Raw genomic sequence first — 20,538 nt, 5'->3', positions numbered from 1 at the left:
GCGGGGGGGGGGAGAGGAGGGTGAGGGAGGGGGCAGCCGGGGAAAGGAGCCCCCGGGGGCCCCGTGGTTTGGGGGGGGGCCGGGGGTGTTTCGGGGGGGGGGCGGGGGGCGGGGCGGCGCCCCCCCCCCCGCCCCGGACGCGCTCGGACCGGTGTTCCGGCAGCTTTGTCGTGTGGTTCATCAAGGGCCCTGGTGGTCGGGTCACTTGGCGGCGGACTGGGCCGCGGACAGCGCGTCCTTGGGCGACTTGGACCCGCTGAGGGCGGACTGGACGGCCTTCCACATCTGCTCGGAGATCTTGGGGTACTTGGTGCCGAGGTCGTCACTGGTGCGGCCCTTGGCCACCTTGACCGCGTCCACCCACGGCTTCAGGTCGGCGTTCGTGGCGATCTGCTTGTCCTGGACCTCGCTGGTGGGGGCCACGTAGGACAGCGTGGTGTCGGTGGTGTAGAGGTTGTCCGTGCTGCTCAGGCAGGTCACCAGCTTCTGGGAGGTGGCATACCGGGCGGTGTCCTTCTGGACCGGGACGGTCACGAACTCGCCACCGGTCGGGGCGGCGGCGTTGCCGCCCGCGACGGCCGGAATGGGCAACACCCCATAGTCGAAGCCGGCCTTCTTGGCGCCTGCGAGCTGCCAGGTGCCGTTCTCGGCGAACGCGTAGTCGCCGCTGGCGAACTCCTGCCAGCTGGTGGTCTGGGTGTGGTTGAGGACCGAGTTGGGGGCGTATCCGTTCTTCAGCCAGTCCTTCCACAGGGTCAGCGCGGATACGGCCTGGGCTGAGTCGAGTTCGGTCAGCTTGGCGCCCGAGCCCCAGAACCAGGGCAGGAACTGGAAGCTGCCTTCCTCGGTGCCGATCGCGGAGAAGGTGATGCCCTTCCTGCCGGCCTTCTTGACCTTCTCCAGCGCCGCCGTCAGCGAGTTCCAGTCCTTGATGGAGGCGATGTCGACGCCGGCCTTCTTCAGCACCTGCTTGTTGTAGTAGAGGGCGAGGGTGTTGGCGCCGATGGGCGTGCCGTAGGTCTTGCCGCCGGTTTGGCCGGCCGCGAGCAGGTTGGGGTCCACCTTCGAGGTGTCCAGCCTGGTGTCGTCGGTCGTGGTGAGCACGCCCGCCTCGGCGAGGGTCGACACCACCGGGTTGTCGACGATGAGGACGTCCGGGGAGTTGCCCTGCTGCGCTGCCAGCAGGGTCTTGTTGCCCAGGTCGCTGGTGTCGAAGGCGGTCCGCTTGATCTTCACGCCGGCTTTGGTGCCGCACTGGTCGAGCAGCTTCGCCCAGTCCGACGTCTTGTCGAACTGCGGGTACGGGTCCCAGATGGTGTACGTGCCGCTGCCGGCGCTCTGGGTGCCGCTGCTGCCCGAGCCGGAGGAGCAGGCGGTGGCACCGGCGACCACGGCCAGGGCGGTGACGGCTGCGGCGGTCAGACGGTGCTGTCTGGAGGAGCTGTTCATTGCGAGGGTTCCTTTGTTCTGGGCATGCGGGTGCCTAGGGCGCGGGGTGAGGAGGAACGGGCACGCCGAACAGCACCGATGAGCTGTCGGACGATCGGCGGTGGGGTAGGTGCGCGGGGATCACCCCTGGGACGGGGTCAGGACGCCGCACTGGGCCCGGTGCTGGCCCGCAGGGAGATCGGCGGAACGAGGAGGTGGTGTCGGGGCGGCGCTTCGGGATGGTCGAGCCGCTCCACCAACAGGTCGACGGCGCGCCGGCCCATCTCCTCCGCCGGTACGTCGGCCGCGGTGAGCTGCGGGGTCACCGTCTCCGCCCACCGGCTGGCGACGACCCCGGTGACGGAGAAGTCGCGCGGCACATGGCGGCCCGCCTGGGCGAGCCCCCGGTACAGGCCGCCCAGCGCGGCCTCGTTCAGCGTGACCAGGGCTGTGGTGGCCGGGTCGTCGTGCAGGATCTGCTCCAGGCATGCCTGGCCTGATGCGGCGTCGTCCCCGCAGCAGTACGTCCGCACCGTCAGCCCGCGCTCGGCCGCAGCCTTGGTGAAGCCGTCCAGACCGCGGTGCGCGGACTCGTATCCGGCCCGCAGCAGCTGCTCGGGACGGTTGACGAAGGCGACCCTGCGGTGGCCGAGATCCGCCAGGTGGTGCACACAGGCCGCGGCCAGCACGGTGTGGTCCAGGCCGACCCACCAGCCTCCCTCCGGGTGGGCGGTGCGGCCGATGGCGACCGAGGGAAAGTCCAGTTCCGCCAGGTGGTCGACCCGGTCGTCCTCGAGTCTGATCTCCATCAGGATCGCGCCGTCGACGCGGCGCTCCCCCAGCAGTCGCTGGAACGAGCGGTCGCTGTCCACACCGCTCGGTGACAGCAGGACGTCGTAGTCGTAGGCCGCGGCGGCCTCCACCACACTGCCGATGAAGTCCAGTTGCATCCCCGTGTAGTGGTTGCCGGCCGGTGGGAATACCAGACCGATCGTGTTGGTCCGGCCGTTGGCAAGGGCGCGTGCGCTGGCGTTCGGGCGGTAGCCCAACTCGTCGATGACCCGCTGGATCTTCCGGCGCGTGTCGTCCGAGACCGGGCGCTTGCCGCTCAGCGCGTAGGAGACGGTGCTCCGGGAGACACCGGCCCGCCGGGCGATCTCACCGATGTTCACGGTGACTCCTTGCTCGAACCGGCTCGACACCTCCGAAGAGGGAGCGGCCGCCGGTCGTGAGGGCGTGGATGGGATGAGGGGCGAGAGCCGGTTGTCGAACCGGTTCGCGTGAAGCGAAGGTAGGAACTCCTCGAACTCCTTGTCAACACTTGAGGATTGACCTTTCCGACCCCGTATCGCGAGGCGGAGAACCTTGTGTCGGAGGGATTGCCGGTCGGCCTCCCCGGTGCTAGCTTCCCGAACCGGTTCGATGAAGCAATCCTCCGGCAGTCATGCCCATACGCCGCGCCTCCCCCGGAGCGCGGGGGAACCGACCCCGCCGTCCAGAAGACCTTCATGGCGCTGTCGCCGTGCAATCGAATCGGTTCGACGAGCGCCGCCATCGGGATCCACGTACTTGAGGAATCGGAGGACGCCATCCATGCCGTCCGCTGACAGACCCGCCCGGCGACGCCGGGCGCCGGCCGCCGTGGCCGTCGCTCTGGGCACGGGCCTGCCGGCCGCGCCGGCCGCCCCCGCCCAGGCGGCGGACCCGCCCCAGCCAGCCGCCCACTACACCTTCGACCAGGACGACCTCGCCTCCGGAAAGATCGCTGAGGGTTCCGGCAACGGGCTCACTGCGAGCCTGGTGAACGGCTCCACCGCCCAGTCCGTCGCGGGCGCGGATGGCGGCAAGGCTCTGGCCCTGCCCGGCGGGGGCCCGACTCCGATGGTGCGTACGTCCGTCTGCCTCGCGAAATTCTCGGGGACGCGCGTTCGGCACCGGCGAGCGGAGCTCGACAAGGTCAGCCGGCTGAACGACCCCAAGGACTACTTCGCCGCCTGCCGTCCAGGCTCAGGGCGCGCTGCCCAACCTGTACCGGCAGCCCCCCAGTCCGCCCGGCTCGGCGTCCCATCTCCTGAGGTACGACCGGGATCACCCGTGACGCGGCAGGCGCTCCACGAACTCCCGGAAAGCGGGGATGTCGGCTTCGCCCAGCGGGGTGCCATGGGCGAAGCCGACGGTTGTGACGAGGTCATGCGGAAGGAGCCGCAGACTTGCCGGACGCAGGTCCGGGTCCGCGGCCAAGGCATCGGGGCCCAGGGCCAGCTTTCCTCGGTTGAAGAGGGCGTCCCCGACCAGGAGGGTCCCGGTGGGTTCATGAAGCAGCACGATGTGTCCGGGCGAGTGGCCCGGGGTGTGGATGACCCGCAGCCCGTCAGAGTTCTGCACGAGGTCGCCGTCGGCCAGGTCGGCGTCCGCTTCGACCGGCTGCCAGTGGAGGGCCGGCAGCCGGTCGATGAACCGGCCCAACGCTCCGCAACGCCCCTCGGCGGGGACGCGTCCGGCCTCCAGCCAGGGCCGGTCGGCTGCGTGGATGAGGATGTGGGCGCCGGTGTGGCGGCGCAGTTCGGCGGCGCCCTGGACGTGATCGGGGTGGGCGTGGGTGAGCACGATGCGGCGGATGTCGGACGGCTTGCGGCCGAGTGCCGCAACGGTGTCGAGGAGGGCGCGGGGCGCCTTGGACCAGCCGACGTCGACCAGGGTGAATCCGTCGTCGCCGTCGACGAGGAAGGCGTTGTCGCGCTTGCTCGTGGCGATACGCACAATGCCGGGGGCGATGCGTTGGTGCATGAGTGGTGTCCTGACAGGTGGCTGGTCATGGGGTGGCGGGTCGGCGATCGGCGCGGTGGTCGGGAACGGAGCGACGGTCACCCACGCCGTGTTGCGCTCGGTGCAGGGCCTGGTCAGCCCGGTGTCGGAAGGTAGCCTTCGCGGGCGAGCCTGGGCAGGATGCCGCCGGCGGCGAGGATGTCGAGAACCATCGGCGGCAGCGCCCCGCCCTGCAGACGCAGGCCTGTTGCGGTGTTCTCGACCCAGCCCTCGGCGAAGTCGAGGCACATCGTGGCACCGTCGGTGAAGGCGGACGTGACGCCGGGCACGGTGAGGGCGGGCAGGCCGTGGTTGATGCAGTTGCGCAGGAACAGAGAGTTGAACTCTTCGGCCACCAGCGCGGCCACGCCCAGTTCCCGGAAGAGGGCGGCGACGGGCCGGGAGGATCCGAGGCCGAAGTTGCGTCCGGCGACGACGATGTCGCCAGGGGCGACCTGGTCGGTCCAGCCGGGGCGCAGCTCGTAGAAGATGTGCTTCGCGGCTTCGGGGACGGGCAGTTTCATGGCGAACGCCGGGTACATGGCGTCGGTGCTGACGCCGTCGCCGACGGCCCAGACCGCGCCGGTGAGTTGGGTGTCCATCAGTTCAGCTCCCCTCGCGGGTCGGTGATGTGGCCGGTGAGGGCGGAGGCGGCGACGGTGGCGGGGGACGCCATGTAGATCTCCGCGTCGGGGCTGCCCATGCGGCCGGTGAAGTTGCGGGTCGAGGACGTCAGACAGACCTCCCCGGGGGCGAGCAGGCCCATGTGGTACCCGAAGCAGGCGCCGCAGGTGGAGTTGGTGACCACGGCTCCGGCGTCGGCGAGGTCCTGCAGGTAGCCGGCCCGCATGGCATCGCGGTAGACCTGCTGGGAGGCAGGAGTGACCAACAGCCGTATGCCGGGGGCGACCTGGCGTCCGCGTACGATCTCGGCGGCGATGCGCAGGTCTTCGAGCTGGCCGTTGGCGCACGAGCCGATGAAGCACTGGTTGATCGGCCGTTTTTCCATCGCCGATATCGGCAGGGCGTTGTTGCTGACGGTGCCGGGGCGGGCGACGTGGGGTTCCAGGGAGGACAGGTCGATGGTGCGGACCGCGGCATAGGTGGCGTCGGGGTCGGGGTCGGCCGCCTCGTAGGTGCCGGGGGGTGCGCCGTGGTCGGCGAGGAAGTCGCGGGCGAGGTCGTCGATGGGGAAGGTGCAGAAGTCGGCGGAGATCTCGGCGCCCTGGGTGGCGATGGTGCGCCGGTCGTTCATCGGGAGGGAGGCGAGGCCGGATCCGCCGTATTCGAGGTTGTGGTTGGTGGCGTCTCCGTACGTGCCCGCGATGTGCAGGAAGATGTCCTTGCCCGAGACCGCTGCCGGTCTGGTGCCGGTGAGTTCGTAGCGGATGGTGGGCGCGGCCTGGAACCAGGTCCTGCCGGTGCACATGACGGAGTACACCTCGGCCGGGCCGAGGCCGCGAGCGGCGGTGTTGTACGCGCCCGCCGCGCAGGTGTGGGAGTCGGTGCAGGCGAGGATCTCGCCGGGGCGGGCGAGGCCGTTCTCGGCGATCACCTGGTGGCAGATGCCGTGCCGCCCGACGTCGTGGAACTTCTCGATCCCGAAGGCGCGGGCGAAGGCTCGCGCATGGGTGCCCCCTATGGCGTCATGGACGTTGGGGGCGGGCACCGCGTGGTCCATGACGACCGCGACCTTGTGCGGGTCGTTGATCTTCAGGGGCTGGACCCAGCCGGTGGCGAACTGTAGGTCGATCATGACGGTCATGTCGACGTCGCACACCACGGTCTGGCCCGGGCGGACCTCCGGGACGCCGGCTTTGCGGGCGAGGATCTTCTCGATCATGGTCATGCCCATCAGCAGACCTTCTCCTTGTGGTCGCGGTGGCGCTCGCCGATCGCGGACCAGGCGCGCAGGCCGACGAGTTCGAACAGGCCCTGCGGTCCGGGGGTGACCTCGGGCAGGGTGCCGCCGAGGCGGGTCAGGGCCTCCAGGCCGTGCAACACGTACGGCGCGAGCAGGGCGCCGGGGTGGATGGCGATGCGGTAGCCGAGGGCAGCGAGCCGCTCCGGCGCGGTGTCGGGGGTCAGCCCGCCCTGCACCATGTTGATGAGCAGGGGCGCGTCGATCGAAGCGGCGATCTTCTCGATCTCCTCGACTGATTCCGGAGCCTCGACGAAGACGACGTCCGCGCCGGCCGCGGCATACCGGCCGGCGCGCTCGATGGCGGCGTCGACGCCGAGGGGGCCGCGGGCGTCGGTGCGGGCGATGATCAGTGCGTCGGTGCGTGCCTCCAGTGCCGCGCCCAGCTTGGCGATGAAGGCGTCGGCCGGGATGAGTTCCTTGTCGGGCAGGTGGCCGCACTTCTTGGGGAATGCCTGGTCCTCGAGCTGGATGGCGGCGGCACCGGCGCGTTCGTAGGCGTGCACGGTGCGTACGACGTTCATCGGGGCGCCGTAGCCGGTGTCGGCGTCGGCTATCAACGGCACGTCGCCGAGCGCTTCGGCGGCGATGCGGGCGCGGTCGGTCATCTCGGTCTGGGTCAGCAGCCCGATGTCGGGCAGTCCGAACCCGGCGACCGCGACACCGGCGCCGGTGAAATAGGCGGCGGCGAATCCGGTGCGGGCGACGAGTGAGGCGCTCAGGCCGTCGAACACACCGGGGGCGACGGTGAGTCGGCCCTCTTCGATCAGCGTGCGCAAGCGGGCGCCCGGGGAGGATGGCATGGCGTTGTCTTCCCTTCGTGTCCTACGTGTACGGATCGAGGGCGCCGCGGACGGGGGCGGCGAGCAGGTCGATCAGGCCGTCGACGCGGTCCTGGTTCTCGAGGTCGAGTACGAGCCGCTCGATCTCGGCCGCGCGGGAGGCGTCGGTGACTTGGGTGGTCAGGGCCCGGTACTTGGCGCGGATCTCCGCGTTGGTCAGCGGGTCGTCCGGGCCGCCGTGCGGCTGGTTGAGCGCGCGGGTCAGCTCCCGGCCGTCGCGCAGGGTGAGAGTGACGCGGGTGTTGTAGCCCGGTTCGGTCCAGGCAGGGTCCTGGGGGGCGTTGTCGAGGTGGACCTCGGTGCGCTCGATCAGCTGCCACACGTCGGCGGCGTTGATGCGCTCGTCGTGGAACTGTGCGGGACCGACCTGGCCGTCCAGCAGGGCGACCGCGACGGCGTAGCCGATGTTCATCTGGGCGCCGATGGTGGTGAGGGGGCGCTCGGGCCGCCACCAGCCATGGTGGTGGATCGCCTCGGGGACATCGATGCGGATCGACTCGATGTCGTCCGTGGTGAGCGCCCGGTCGGTCGACAGGGCCAGAACGGCATCGATGGCAGGATGCAGGCCGCCCATCGCGGCGTGGATCTTCACGGTGATGCCTTCGGTGTGCCACACCTCGCCCAGGTCGCTGGCGATCTGGGAGGCATCCGGATCGTGGCCCTCGCCGAAGGTGGACAGGAATCCGCCGTACGGCCGCTCGAAGACCCTTTTGATGCCGGTGTAACCGGACTGCGCGAGCCCGGCGGCGTAGAACCCGTTGCGGGCGGCGAAGCCGTGGTGCATGCGCTTGGACATGGCCTCGTACTGGGCGGCCATCAGGCCGGCGGACTGAGTGGCCGCCAGGCCCAGTGCGTCCTCGAAGGCGGCCGGATCCAGTCCGCGCAGTGCTCCGCAGGAGGCCGCCGCGGCATGGGTGCCGAACACGGATCCCGAATGCCAGCCGCGCGAGAGCATCTGTGAACCGTGCAGCGCGAGCCCCACACGCGGGCCGGTCTCGAACCCGAGGACGGTGGCGCGCAGGAAGTCCGCCCCGGAGACATTGCCCTGCGACGCCGCGGTGGAGAGCAGGGCGGGCAGCACGAGGGACGCGCTGTGCAGCGGAGCGCGGGGGAAGTAGTCGTCGAGTTCGAAGCCCTGGATGAAGGTGCCGTTCAGTACCGCGGCCGCCGGGCCGCCGACGGAACACCCCCAGCCGATGAGCGGTGTGCTCCCGGCGCCCTCCATGGCCAGGACGGCATCAACAGCCCTGCGAGACCAAGGGAGTTGCGCGCCTATGAGGGCACAGCCCAGGCCGTCGAGGACGAGGTGGGCGGCGCGTTCCCGTACCCGGGCCGGGATGTCGTCCAGTGTCGTACTGCTCAGCCAGCGGGCCAGGCGGCCCGTGGGGCCGTCGGGGTCGGTGGGCCCTTGTGGAAAGGCGGCCTTTCCAGCAGCCGTCGGTGTCGGTGCGGACACCCCGCTCACCTCCATTGATGCACAGCAGCGGCAAGGAGTGGCCGCGCTCGACGGCCACATGCACATTAGAATTTATAACATCTAGTTTTGGCGATTGCTCGCTAGCATGTCGGTGTGGCACTGAAGCGAACCTCTCTCCCCCGCACCGCCGAGGCCGCGGCCCTGGCCGAGCTGCGCGACGCGATCGTGCGCGGCGACCTCGAACCGGGCGCCCCTATCCGGCAGAGCGCGGCCGCCGAGCAGCTGGGGCTGAGCGTCATCCCGGTCCGCGAGGCCCTCAAGACGCTCGCGAGCGAGGGCATCGTCACCTACGCGCCACAGCGCGGCTACACGGTCACCGAACTGAGACCCGACAGTGTGGACGGAATCTTCCGGGTCCGGGAGCTGCTGGAGGCCGAGGCAGAGCAGTGTGCCGCCGCCCGCCTGCGCCACGAGGACATCGCCGCGATGCGCTCCGCTCTCAGGGAGCAGCGGGCCGCCGTCGACGCGGCCGACGCGCTGGGCGTGATCAGGGCCAACCGGCGGTTCCACTTCGCCCTGCTCGACCGCTGTGACAACGAGTGGCTGCTGCGCTTCATCACCCAGTTGTGGGAAGCCCTCGAACCGCACCGCGCCCTGTCCTACCGGCGCGCGGCCGCCGACGGTGACCGCGCGCGGGCGCAGGCCATCCTCGACGAGCACGAGGGCATCGTCGACGCCTTCGACCACGGCGACGTACCGCTCGCGCTGCGCCGCCTGGCGCAGCACCGCAGCGGCGGGCAGGGCGACTTCCACCGCCTGCTCGCACCTGCCGAGCAGGGCTGACCGCCGCACCACTCCACATACCTTCCAGCGGTGCTGTATTGGTCCTCGGACCCGCCTCGGCCACAGCGGTGCTACAGGCGCATGGGAGCCACGCGCGGGCCGTTCGTGAGCCTTGCGGAAGGGTCCGCCTGGGGCGGTGCAAGGCCGGTCGGCGTGCCGATTCGGGCAGCTGACGACGCAGCGGCCACATCCCAGCCGCGCCGGCCCGGGCCGGCGGCATCAGCCACCGCCGGCGGGAGATCCCGGCGATCGAGTGGGGCAGCCCGGCTGCCGGAGCACACGCCGCCGAAAGGCGGCCAGCATCCCGAAGACATAGGCGTGGGCGAGCATACGGCCGTGTCGGGCCGCGGGCATCAGCTCGATCAAGTGCGTGTCCGCCAAGGCGGGTTCGCCCCCCGACCGAATACCGAGCAGGACCCGCAGCGCGATGAGGGATGTCGCGTCCTGAGCGGAGGCCGACACCACCGATACGACGGCGTGTCCGACGAGATCGGTCTGGAACACGCACCGTCGTCCGTAGCGGTCGGCGAGCCCCGACAAGAGCGGGGCCTGGCGAGTGCTCCCACGAAAGTGGCGCCGATCAGCAGGGCTTGAGGGGCTGGGCCGTCCGTCATGACCGCAGGCGCTCCAAGGCTCCCGGGGTGACTGGCAGGTCGGTGGTCGATCAGGGCAGGCCGGTGGCGTCCAGCCCGGAGCGCAGCAGGGCGAGCAGGTCGGCCAGCGCTGCCGGCGGATCCGGTTCGAGTATGGCGAGCGTCACTGCGTCGATGATGAATCGGGCCACTGCGCGGATCCGCAGGTCGGGAGTCTCCAGGCCACGGTCGTCCGCGAGCGCGCCCGCCAGGGTGTCCGCGTGCCGTAGCCACATCTGCTGCCAGTGGACGCGCAGTGCCGGGGTGCCGTGCACGAGGGCGAGGAACGCCTCGAACTGTTCCCGCTCGCGCGGATCCGCTGTAGGCAGTGACAGCAGGAACTCCTGCACCGCGTCGAGCACGTCACGGCCTGGAGAGCGCTGACTGACCGCGGCAACGAGGCCGGCGTCGATCTCCGGCTCCAGGTCGAAGAGCAGCGCTTCCTTGCTGCGGAAGTAGGAGAACAGGGTCGGCACCGAGACCTCGGCGGCATCGGCGATCTCCGCCACGGTGACGGCGTCGTAGCCGCGTTCGAGGAACAGCCGCAAGGCCGCGTCGGCCAGTGCCCTGCGGCAGCGGGCCTTCTTGCGCTCCCGCAGGCCGGGCGCTGAACGATTCCTTTCGGTCACACATCGAACCTAGCAGGTTCCATAGCGACGCAAAATCTTAAGTGGCTTAAAAACTTCAGTGGTTGAAGAACCGTCAGCTGCTGTGCTTCACTCGTGCCGCCGGCCGCCGAGGTCGGCCCACGGACCGGATGGGTTCCGAAGGGTGTGATCAGCCATACCCATGCGCTCACCCCCGACAGGCGGCAGTGAACAGGCCCCCGAAAGTCCCATTGGCGATGTCGTCCTCAGAATCAATGCGGTCAATAGGATGTGGGACAGAAAGGAATCGCCTGTTCAGCGTCGGTGAGTCCGAGTGACAACCGACCGCTGCACGTAAACGCCGCCTGGACACACCACCGCCCACTTTTTCGTGAGGATGTGTCATCCGGCGTCGCCGCAACGACTTTCCGGCCGGCGCCAACGCCTTGCCCTATCACCCGACTCGCGAAAGGAGTATCAGGTGCAGCGCGACGGGGATTCTCATGGGATTCGGCTTGAAACACCCACGTTCTCTTGCGATATGTGCGGCAGACCTATTCGCCGAGGCTCCGCAGATGACATCAGGGCCAGGAAAACGCGTCAGCGATACTGCTCGAACGCCTGCCGTCAGCGCGCCTACCGCCAGCGGCTCAAGGACGACGGAATCAGTGCTTCGACTGCGACCGGAACAGCCCGATTGAGCAGTTTGATCGGCCGCACCGATGAGCTGGTGGAGCTCAAGCGGCTGGTGCGTGATACGCGACTGCTGACCCTGACAGGGCCTGGGGGCGTGGGCAAGACACGCCTGGCGGTGGAGTTGGCTGCCCTTGAACAGCGCGGCGGACGCTGTGAAGTCAGCGTTGTCGAACTGGCGTCGGCGGCGACGGGGGAGCAGGCGCGGCAGCGGATCACCGAGGCGCTCGCGCGGGCCGGGGAAGCGCCTTCCCCGATGGTGGGGGCACGGAGGGGGACGGGCCCCGACCGTGATCGGCTTCTGGTGCTCGACAATTGTGAGCATGTGCTCGACGACTGCGGGCCGGCTCTCAGCGCGTTACTCCCTCGGCATCCGGGCCTGCGCGTCGTGGCCACCAGTCGCGAACCATTACGGTTGCCGGGCGAGACGGTGTACTCGGTGGGCGGTCTCTCCCTGCCGGATCCCGATGGCGGCGGCTCGCTCGCCGGCTTGCTGCGCTCCGACGCCGTCCGGCTGTTCGTCCACCGGGCGCAGGCTGTCTCCCGCGGATTCCAGCTCACCGAGGACAACGCCGTACACGTCGTCGCGTTATGCGCCGGGCTCGACGGGCTGCCGCTGGCGCTCGAGCTGGCGGCCGGTCTCATGCGGGCCTTTCCGCCGAGCGAGATTCACCATCGGCTGGACGACCGCCTTTCTCTCCTGACATGCGGATGGCGTACGGCGGATCGACGTCACCAGAGTCTTCGCTCGGCCATCGAATGGAGCTATGACCTGCTGACGCCTCAGGAGCGGTCGCTGTTCCGGTCACTGTCGCTGTTGCCGGGCGGGTTCGGGACGGATGCCGCCACGGCCGTCGCCGCGGACCATGACATACCCCCGTCGGCCGTGCCGCAACTGCTGGCCGGCCTTGAAGCCAAGTCCCTCATCGTCCCCGGTGCCGACCGGGCGGGTTCCGCCCGGTTCCGGATGTTGGAGTCGATCCGGTGTTACGGGCACGAACGGCTCCGTGCCGAGGGCGAGGAGATACGGGCCTACAACCGTCTCGTGGACTGGCTGGCGGAGCTCGCACGCCCGTTACGGGAGGCAGCGCTCACGCCTGCCAGGACCTGCCGGCGGCTGGACGAGGAACGCGACAACCTCACGTCTCTGCTGCAGTGGTTGAGCGAGGGAAGCGACCCACGCCAGCTCCTCCTCGCCGGGGCACTGGCCCTCGTGGACATCAACCGGGGGTACGCGGCGGAGTCCCTGACGATGCTGGCCGGGGCGTTGGACCGTACGGATCCGGGGGCGGGCGACCGCAGCATCGCTCTGTGCATGCAGGCGCTGCTCATCGCGTGGGAGGGGAACGCCGGCGAAGCGGTACAGCTTGCGCAGCGGGCAGTGACGCTCGAGCGCCGGCGCCCGCGGCGCCGCGATCATCTGATCTGCCGCATGCTGCTGGTGCTGAGCCTGGCCCGGACGCAACACGGCGACCAGAGCGCGAAGGCCGATCTCGAGGAGTGTTTGGAGATCAGCCACCGGGTCGGCGATCGCGTCATGACCGCGTTCTGCCTGATCCTTCTCGCCTGGCAGCTGCTTGGCGGCGGCGATACGGTCCAGGCGGTGCGGCTGGTTGACGAAGCCCTCCCGATCCTGCGGGGCGAAGCCAATCCGGTCCTGCTACGAGTGATCCTGCACACGGCCGGCGCCCTTGCCCTGGAACGGGACGACTGCGCTGCGGCGGAGGCCTACTTCGCCGAGGCGCTGGGAGACACGGACCAGGTGAGCGACGCGGCTCACCTGGGCGCAGCCGGTCCCGCGCTCTGGGGCCTGGCTGTCAGCGCGGCGCGGGGCGGTCGGTTCGAGCGGGCGCTGCGGCTGCTCGCGGCCGTCGAAAGGTACGACGTGTCCGCGGCCCTCGTACTGCCTCCCTGGTTCCGGGCGCAGGTGGAGGAGGCGGCGGCCACAGCACTGAGGGCGCTGCCCAAGGCCCGGGCCGAAGGTGCGCTTGCGGCAGGGCGTCGGCTGGGTCCACGACAGATCGTGGACTACGCACGGGACGGACGGCCGGCAACCGCGACCGGTGGGGACGACCCGCTCAGCCCGCGCGAACGGGAAGTGAGCGACCTGGTGGCTGCCGGACTCACCAATCGACAGATAGCGGCCCGGTTGTATCTGTCGGTTCGCACCGTCGAGACCCACGTCCGCAACATCCGCACCACACTCGGACTGCGTTCCCGTACCCATGTCGCCGCATGGTCCGCACGGCGGGCGCAGGCCATGCCCACACACGCCGATGGAGGGGCCGGAGCCGGGTCCGTGGTGTAACGGTGTTCGTCACGGGGGACCACGTCCGCTGATTCGCGGTTGACGAACCGGAGCCGCATCCGAGCCGCCGGGCTGAGAAGGCACGGCGGCCAGCGCCGCCAGGGGAGATGAATGACCCCTGGCGGCGCCTTTTTGTGCGCTCGTACGTCGTGCTGTTGCCGCTTTAGCTGACGCCGAGACTGCGAGGCCGCCCGATCCGCCGACGCGTGATGTCTTCCTCTACGGCCGCGAGCCGCCGTCCTGCGTCACAGGCGCCGGGGCCCGCTCGGAGGCCGCATGCCCCGTGTCCCATGCGACGGGGCGGCGAAGACGGGAGCGGAGTCCGCGTCACGTCGGCGTAACGGGGGGCATTGCCGATGCGGCGGCCCTCCAGGACGAGGAATCTTGGAGGCGCAGTTCGATCCCGTGGCGGTGACCGAAAGGAAGAGGCCCGCCTGCTGATTCGACGCCGCCCTCGTCCGTGCGATTGCGGTCGTGCAGCGGTGGTCGCGCCGGAAGCGGATCGTCCTCCCCATCCAGGCACCCTTCGAGGAGTTCTCCGTGCGTATTGTCATGTCCGTCTCACGTATGGCCGTAGCCGCCGCAGCCGTGGCGGCCGCCGCATCGACGATCGCCCTTCCCGCCGTTTCTGCCACAGCCGTGACCGCACAGCCCGTGGCGGCCTCGGCCGACTTCGTCGTGAGCCAAGCCCAGTTCCAGCACATGTTCCCGAACAAGAACCCGTTCTACACCTATGCCGGGCTGCGCAACGCGATGAACTCCTTCCCGGCTTTCGCCCACACGGGCAGCGACACGGTCAAGAAGCAGGAGGCGGCCGCCTTCCTGGCCAACGTCAGCCATGAGACCGGCGGCCTGCGGTACACAAAGGAGCAGAACCCCGCCAACTACCCGCACTACTGCGACGCGAGCCAGCCGTACGGCTGCCCGGCCGGCCAGGCGGCCTACTACGGCCGCGGACCGATGCAGCTGAGCTGGAACTTCAACTACAAGGCAGCGGGTGACGCGTTGGGCATCGACCTGCTGCACAACCCGAACCTCGTGGAGACCGACGCCACGATCTCGTGGAAGACCGCCCTGTGGTACTGGACCACTCAGTCGGGTCCCGGCTCCATGACGCCGCACAAGGCGATGGTCAGCGGTGCCGGATTCGGTGAGACGATCCGCAGCATCAACGGTGCGCTGGAGTGCAACGGCCAGAACCCCGCCGAGATGCAGGACCGGGTCAACCTCTACCGCCAGTTCACGCAGACCCTGAATGTCACCCCCGGGGACAAGCTGACCTGCTGATCGCGCTGGTGGCGGCGGATCATCACCCCCACGCCGCATCGCTCGCTGTCGCACCCACCGTGGTGCCCCGGCCGGCGGGCGACCCTCTTGGCCCCAGGAGGCCGGCACACAACCGGCCTCCCCCCGGCCTTGCTGCGGTCGCCTTCTCGCGCCCTTCAGAACCCGATCGTTGACGTCATCCGGCGAGGAATCATGCGCAGAACACCTCTGAGAATCCCCCTGCGACTTTCCCTGTCAACCCTCGTGACCGCCCTGGTCGCCGCGATCGCAGCGGCGCTGTTGGTGGCCACACCGAGTACGGGTGCGGGTGCGGTTGCTCCACGCTCCGCCGCACCGGCTGCCGCTGCGGCGATCGACCACACGGTCACGTTCGTCAACAGCACCGGCAGGAAGATCTGGATCGGCAGCGCTGTCAACGCCGACGGGTCGAAGAACTTCGACAAGCTGCCGATCCTGGAGCCCGGCCAGTCGGCGAAGGTGACCATTCCCGAGACGACGGCGCCCGGCTACTGGCGCGGAAAGTTCTTCGCGCGCATGGGATGTACCGGGACACCGGGGAGCAACTTCCACTGTGCGGTCGGGGACTGCGGCAAGTTCGCCGACCATTGCGCCAAGGACACCGGAGAACAGCCCGCCAGCCTCGCGGAGTTCAACTTCGACTCCAAGGACGCTGTCGCTCCCTGGTACGACGTGAGCTACGTGAACGCGTTCTCGGTGCCGATCACGATCGCCCCCCAGAACGTGAGCCCCGGCGGTGGCGGGTGCGACACGGTGGGCTGCGCGAACAACCTGCTGCCGAACTGCCCCGCGGGCAATCTGACGCGCTGGGCGGACGGCAAGCCGATGCTGTGCACCAATCCCAACCGGGACGCCAAGACCGCCTACAGCGACATGATCGCCTCCCATTGCCCGAAGGCCTATGGGTGGTCCCGGCAGGACCAGGAGCCGGGCAACAAGGTGATGCGGCAGTGCAGCAAGTGCAGCGGCTTCGTCGTGACCTTCCACCGCGCCTCGTGACCGCAGACCAAACGGTCCCCCTGGCCGTGCACGCGGGTTGACGAGCGGCCGGACGAAAAGGAAGAAGCCATGCGAAAAGCGCCCAACTTACGTGGTCTCGCCGTGATTCTGGCGGCTCTGACCCTGCTCGCGTTCGGCAATCATGCCGGCACGCCCACCGACGCGGTGAACGCGTCCTCCGCCACAGTGAAGAAGAAGGGCGTCAGCGCCTGGAACTTCACCGGCGTCACCAACGCGCTGGCCGACTCGAAAGCCGGTTGGTTCTACACCTGGTCCTCCGGCAAGCAGCAGATCACACCCCCGCCCGGCGTCGAATTCGTGCCCATGATCTGGGGCAAGGGCTCGGTGACCGATGCGGAACTCGGCCAGGCCGAACAGCAGGGCAAGACCCTGCTCGGGTTCAACGAACCCGATATGCCGGGGCAGGCCAACATGACTGTGCCGCAGGCGCTCGATCTGTGGCCCCGGTTGCAGTCGACCGGCATGCGGCTCGGAGCGCCCGCCGTCGCCACCGGCGCCGACGTCGCAGACGGCTGGCTCGACCGCTTCATGAAGGGCGCCGCCAGCCGTCACTACAAGGTCGACTTCATTCCCCTGCACTGGTACGGCGGGGACTTCGACGCCACGCATGCGACAGCCCAGCTGCGGAACTACCTCCAGGCCGCCTACAACCGCTACAAGAAGCCGATCTGGCTCACCGAGTACGCACTGATCGACTTCTCCACCGGCACCCCGAGGTACCCGACACAGGCGCAGCAGGCCGCGTTCGTGAAGCAGTCGACCGCCATGCTGCAAGGGCTGCCGTTCGTCGAACGGTATGCATGGTTCACCCTCTCCACCAGCCGCGGAGACGGCACCGGACTCTACAACGGTGCGACGGCGAACGAGGTGGGCGCCGCCTATCGCGCGGCCGGCTGAGAAGCAGCTCCCGACCTCCATCCGGCAACAGCCGTGCCGGTTCTCGCATGCCGCCACGGACAAGGAGCACGTCACTCCTTCCACCGATCCACCACGACCTGAAACGACTCCACATGAAACGAGGAACGAGCATGAGCAAGCGAACGCTCTACGTCCCACTGGCCACAGGAGCCGTGGCGCTGACCGCCATACTGGCGCTCTCTCCGGCGAGTTCGGCCGCACCCAGCGCCCCGCAGGCCGCAACCTGCTGGGCGACGCACTACGGTCCCATGCCCCCCGGAGCCCTCACGGCCAGCGGCGAGGTCTTCGACAACAGCAAGAACACCGCGGCGACCTCGCTGACACGCAATCCGCAACTGCCGTTCGGGACCCGCGTGAAGGTGACCAACGTCGCCAACGGCAAGTCCCTCGTCGTGCGCATCAACGACCGCGGCACCTTCCAGCAGACGCCGCAGGAACCGAAGTGCCTCGACCTGACCGACGGTGCCTTCAGCCGGCTCGGCGGCAGCCTCGACCCCGACGCCGGCCACATCGTGGTGCAGCAGAAGGTCCTGAACTGATCCCGGGCTCTCGATCCACTGCCACCAGAAGGAGAGCCTCATGACCACCATCAGGCACAAGACGGTGGTCGGACTGGCCGCACTCGCGGCCGGCCTCGGCCTCGTCTCTCTCGCCGCCCCCGCGGGGGCGGCCGCCCCCGCGGGCCCCGTCATCCACCGCTGCGACGTCAACCACATCACTCCCGCGAGCCATCTCTTCGTCCGGCTCCAGACCGGTGACGAAGGACTCTGCTTCACCGGCCAGGGCACCACGACGGACGTCCAGAACCTGACCCCGTTCGAAGCGATCAACCTCAAGCCCGCCGACGGCAAGCTCATGCAGGTGACTCTCACCTACGTCACCGCGATGGGCGAGCAGAAGGACAAGGACCTCACCCGTGAGGGCCAAGTCTTCAGGTTCCCGGGTTATGCGTTCCTCAAGAAGGTTGTCATCAAGCCCCTTTGACGGCCGACGCGGGGCTGCGTCGCCTTGCCCTTCACAGGAGAGGCGGTCGCCGGGCGCCAGCAAGCTGGTCACCTCGGCGATCGCCTCCGGCGACGCCTTGAAGGAGTGGCGGACGTTCTCCGACTTCTTGACGGTACTCGTGCAGGTCCCAGCCCGTGCCCGGCCGCCGCGTGACGAACACCGGCCCGCGCATCGGCCCCGGATCAGCCTCGGCAGCGGGCGGTCCCGGCACAGCCCTGAGGGACCCTGCTCCGCCGTGCCACGGCCGCGCGTCCGGCGACACCGTCGCGGCTGCGCGGCACACGGGGCTGACCCCTGACCGACCGGTGGCCGGGCCCCACACGGCCCGGCCACCGGTGATGCGTACGGCGCGTCTACGGGGCCATCTCGTACGCGCCGGACAGCGCCTCGACCCGCTGCCAGACCCGCTCCGTGCGTGCCTCGTCGACGACCGGCCGCCGGACCGAACCCAGCGCCCAGTCCTGCTGCGCTTCGGTCGCCGAGTCCTTGCCGTGCAGTTCGACGGCGTGCGCGGAGAAGTCCCGCACGAGGACGGCGAAGAGTTCGTCGAGCACGTCCTCGTCGAGTCCGGTCAAGGCGGCCTGCTCCAGGACGAGCTGCCCGTGCACGACGAGGGCGAAGAGCTGACCGACCGCTAGGAGGAGGTCGAGGTCGCGGCTCTGCTCCGCGTCGGGGGCGGCCGTGGCGACGAACACGCTGAGTGCGTCGGCCTGTTCGCGGAAGCGGGTCACGTTGGGCAGGTGCGCGTACGCGTCGAAGGCGGGCCGCCAGTCGTGGAAGCGCACCGCGCCGAGGCCGCGGGCCGGTCCCTGCCGGAACAGGAAGTCGTCGTCGGCCGCGTCGAGGCGGGTCGGCACGCCGGGGTACTCGACCGGGTCGAGGAGGTGGCTGCGCATGAACTTCAGGATCAGCGCCAGGTTGACGTGGACCGTGCCCTCGAGCTTCGGCAGACCGCGGATCTCCACCGCCGCCTGGCCGAAGTAGTTGTCCTTCTCGAAGCCCTTGGCCGCGATGACGTCCCACATCAGGTCGATGACCTTCTCACCCTCCGTGGTCACCTTCATCTTCGTCATCGGGTTGAAGAGCAGGTAACGGCGGTCGTCCGGGCCGGCGGAGCGGAAGTAGTCGACAGCGCGGTCGCTGAAGGCCTTCATGCCGACGAGCCTGACGTACGCGTCGGTCAACTCGCGCCGCACATGCGGGAAGCTGGTGACGGGGCGGCCGTAGAGGACGCGGTTGTGGGCGTGGGTGACAGCCTCGTACATCGCGTGCTCACAGATGCCGACCGAGGCGGTGCACAGGTTGAACTTGCCTACGTTGACGGTGTTGAGGGCGGCGTCGAAGGCGGCGCGGCCGGTGTGCAGGACGTCCTCGGCCGCTACGGGATAGTCCTCCAGGCGGAACTCGCTGACGAACTTCGAGGAGTCGACGACGTTCTTGACCAGGTGGTAGGCCGGGTGACGGCTGTCGGCGGCGAAGAAGACGTAGCCGTCGGGCCCGTCGACGTCGGTCCGGCGGCCGAAGACGGAGACGAGTCCGGCGGCGTTGCCGTTGCCGATGTAGTACTTGGAACCGGTGGCCCGGAAGCCGCCGTTGCCGTCGGGCTCGAGCAGCATGTCGGTGGAGTAGATGTCGGCGCCGTGGGCCTTCTCGGACAGGCCGAACGCGAACACCTCTCCCTGGGCGAGGAGTTCCGCGGCGCGGGAGCGGGCGGCGGCGTTGTCGCTCTGCCAGACCGGGCCGAGTCCGAGGATCGTGACCTGCCAGGCGTACCAGTAGTCCAGGCCGTAGAAGCCCAGGATCTCGTTGAGCGCGGCGATGCGGGCGGTGTCCCACCGCTTGTCCGGTTCACCCTCCCCCGCGGCGGACGACGGCGTCAGGAAGGTGGCGAACAGCTTCTCCTTCGCTGCGAAGGCGAGGAAGTCGCCGAGCCACGCACGGGTCAGGTAGTCCTCGATCAGCCGCCCCTTTCCGCGCTCCTCGAACCAGTCGACGGTGGCACGCAGCAAGCGGCGCGTCTCGGGGTCGAAGTGCGCGGGGTCGTAGGTGCGCGGGTTGAACAGCAGCTGGTCAGCCATGGTGAGGACGCCTTTCGGCTGGTGGACGGGGGGAATCGGAACTCTGTACGGCTGGACTGGCAGGATCGGGACCCGCGGAGGGTGCGGCGGCGATCAGCGGCACGGACCGAACCGGGCCAGCGTGGCAAGGACGTCGTCCAGCCAGTCGATCATCATCCGCTCGTACGCGATGCCGCCGCGCAGTACGACGTGCTGGAGCTCCCGCTCCGCGTCGAGCGGTGCCTGCGGACCGGCCGTGTCTGCCTCGGTCCCCGTGAAGTCCCGCGCCTCTCCTGCCAGATAGTGCGCCAGCCGGTCCCGGTGCGCCTGCCGGTGCCGCTCCACCTCGCGGATCAGGGCGGCAGGGTCGTCGAAGGCGGCGCCCCGGATCTTCACGGCCAGGTCGTGGCGGACACTCTCCGGCTCGATCGGATCATGCAACCAGGACGACAGCGCGGCCCGGCCGAGGTCGGCGACGCTGTATTCCTTCTTGTCCGGCCGGCCCTGCTGCGGGACGTCCCTGACGTCGACCCAACCGTCGATCTCCATGCGCTTGAGCACGCGATAGATCTGTTGGTGGGTCGCGGTCCAGAAGTAGCCGATGGACCGCTCGAAACGCCGTGCCAGCTCGTAGCCGGATCCCGGCTTCTCCAAAAGCGACACCAAAATCGCGTGTTCGAGCGCCATACCGCCGATCCTGCTATGCAACTCGTTGCATAGCAAGCCTCGCCCGCTCCGATGCGACGCGGCTCACTCG

18 protein-coding genes are annotated in these 20,538 nt (G+C 69.2%); 7 read left to right on the top strand and 11 right to left on the bottom strand.

Features of this window, described 5'->3' with window-relative positions:
• Nucleotides 1-201: 201 nt before the first annotated feature.
• From ACZ418_RS41710 to ACZ418_RS41680, 7 genes are all read right to left on the bottom strand, one after another.
• On the bottom strand, nt 202-1,449 hold the full coding sequence (locus ACZ418_RS41710) for a sugar ABC transporter substrate-binding protein (protein ID WP_468373784.1): 1,248 nt from the start codon (nt 1,447-1,449) through the stop codon (nt 202-204).
• Nucleotides 1,450-1,586: 137 nt separating this feature from the next.
• A complete protein-coding gene (locus tag ACZ418_RS41705; RefSeq protein WP_468373782.1) occupies nt 1,587-2,600 on the bottom strand; it encodes a LacI family DNA-binding transcriptional regulator in 1,014 nt (337 codons plus the stop codon).
• A gap of 916 nt (nt 2,601-3,516) precedes the next feature.
• Nucleotides 3,517-4,215, bottom strand: a complete 699-nt coding sequence (locus tag ACZ418_RS41700) for an MBL fold metallo-hydrolase (RefSeq protein ID WP_468373780.1) — start codon at nt 4,213-4,215, stop codon at nt 3,517-3,519.
• 113 nt (nt 4,216-4,328) lie between these two features.
• A complete protein-coding gene (locus ACZ418_RS41695; RefSeq protein WP_468373779.1) occupies nt 4,329-4,835 on the bottom strand; it encodes a LeuD/DmdB family oxidoreductase small subunit in 507 nt (168 codons plus the stop codon).
• A complete protein-coding gene (locus tag ACZ418_RS41690; RefSeq protein ID WP_468373776.1) occupies nt 4,835-6,088 on the bottom strand; it encodes a 3-isopropylmalate dehydratase large subunit in 1,254 nt (417 codons plus the stop codon). Before ACZ418_RS41690 ends, ACZ418_RS41695 begins: the two co-directional genes overlap by 1 nt.
• Nucleotides 6,088-6,957: an isocitrate lyase/PEP mutase family protein gene (locus ACZ418_RS41685; protein WP_468373774.1), complete on the bottom strand. Its 870-nt coding sequence runs from the start codon at nt 6,955-6,957 to the stop codon at nt 6,088-6,090. The genes ACZ418_RS41690 and ACZ418_RS41685 overlap by 1 nt, the downstream gene beginning before the upstream one ends.
• Nucleotides 6,958-6,979: 22 nt before the next feature.
• Entirely contained in the window at nt 6,980-8,452 is a 1,473-nt protein-coding gene (locus tag ACZ418_RS41680; protein WP_468373771.1) for an MmgE/PrpD family protein, read from the bottom strand.
• Between the two features lie 114 nt (nt 8,453-8,566).
• On the opposite strand from ACZ418_RS41680, the gene ACZ418_RS41675 reads away from it, so the two are divergent.
• On the top strand, nt 8,567-9,256 hold the full coding sequence (locus ACZ418_RS41675) for a GntR family transcriptional regulator (RefSeq protein ID WP_468373768.1): 690 nt from the start codon (nt 8,567-8,569) through the stop codon (nt 9,254-9,256).
• Nucleotides 9,257-9,475: 219 nt separating this feature from the next.
• On the opposite strand, the gene ACZ418_RS41670 is transcribed toward ACZ418_RS41675, so the two are convergent.
• A complete protein-coding gene (locus ACZ418_RS41670; RefSeq protein WP_468373766.1) occupies nt 9,476-9,760 on the bottom strand; it encodes a hypothetical protein in 285 nt (94 codons plus the stop codon).
• Between the two features lie 160 nt (nt 9,761-9,920).
• Nucleotides 9,921-10,517: a TetR/AcrR family transcriptional regulator gene (locus ACZ418_RS41665; protein WP_468373764.1), complete on the bottom strand. Its 597-nt coding sequence runs from the start codon at nt 10,515-10,517 to the stop codon at nt 9,921-9,923.
• Nucleotides 10,518-11,172: 655 nt separating this feature from the next.
• Between ACZ418_RS41665 and ACZ418_RS41660 the strand changes: the two genes are divergently transcribed.
• The 6 genes from ACZ418_RS41660 to ACZ418_RS41635 all read left to right on the top strand — a co-directional run bounded on the left by ACZ418_RS41660 (nt 11,173) and on the right by ACZ418_RS41635 (nt 17,703).
• Nucleotides 11,173-13,476: an ATP-binding protein gene (locus ACZ418_RS41660; RefSeq protein WP_468373761.1), complete on the top strand. Its 2,304-nt coding sequence runs from the start codon at nt 11,173-11,175 to the stop codon at nt 13,474-13,476.
• 552 nt (nt 13,477-14,028) lie between these two features.
• Nucleotides 14,029-14,763, top strand: coding sequence for a chitinase (locus ACZ418_RS41655; RefSeq protein ID WP_468373790.1), 735 nt, complete (start codon nt 14,029-14,031; stop codon nt 14,761-14,763).
• A gap of 243 nt (nt 14,764-15,006) precedes the next feature.
• Nucleotides 15,007-15,780, top strand: a complete 774-nt coding sequence (locus ACZ418_RS41650) for a thaumatin family protein (RefSeq protein ID WP_468373758.1) — start codon at nt 15,007-15,009, stop codon at nt 15,778-15,780.
• A gap of 69 nt (nt 15,781-15,849) precedes the next feature.
• Nucleotides 15,850-16,698 carry a glycoside hydrolase family protein gene (locus ACZ418_RS41645; protein WP_468373755.1) on the top strand — a complete coding sequence of 283 codons (849 nt, stop codon included), beginning with the start codon at nt 15,850-15,852 and terminating at the stop codon, nt 16,696-16,698.
• A 131-nt stretch (nt 16,699-16,829) separates the two neighbouring features.
• Complete coding sequence (locus ACZ418_RS41640; protein ID WP_468373752.1) at nt 16,830-17,258, top strand: septal ring lytic transglycosylase RlpA family protein; 429 nt, start codon at nt 16,830-16,832, stop codon at nt 17,256-17,258.
• A gap of 40 nt (nt 17,259-17,298) precedes the next feature.
• Entirely contained in the window at nt 17,299-17,703 is a 405-nt protein-coding gene (locus ACZ418_RS41635) for a hypothetical protein (RefSeq protein ID WP_468373750.1), read from the top strand.
• 374 nt (nt 17,704-18,077) lie between these two features.
• Here the strand turns inward: ACZ418_RS41635 and ACZ418_RS41630 are convergent, their stop codons facing one another.
• Together ACZ418_RS41630 and ACZ418_RS41625 are read right to left on the bottom strand one after the other, a co-directional pair.
• The gene (locus ACZ418_RS41630) at nt 18,078-19,802 is read right to left on the bottom strand and encodes an acyl-CoA dehydrogenase family protein (protein WP_468373747.1); all 1,725 of its coding nucleotides are present in this window, start codon (nt 19,800-19,802) and stop codon (nt 18,078-18,080) included.
• A gap of 93 nt (nt 19,803-19,895) precedes the next feature.
• Nucleotides 19,896-20,468 (bottom strand): PadR family transcriptional regulator, encoded by a 573-nt coding sequence (locus ACZ418_RS41625; RefSeq protein WP_468373744.1) that lies wholly within the window; start codon nt 20,466-20,468, stop codon nt 19,896-19,898.
• Nucleotides 20,469-20,538 lie beyond the last annotated feature (70 nt).

The organism is Streptomyces sp. NPDC030820 (genome assembly GCF_055572075.1).
Note: the sequence above shows the minus strand (reverse complement) of the source record. Positions and strands in the feature narration are given on the sequence as shown.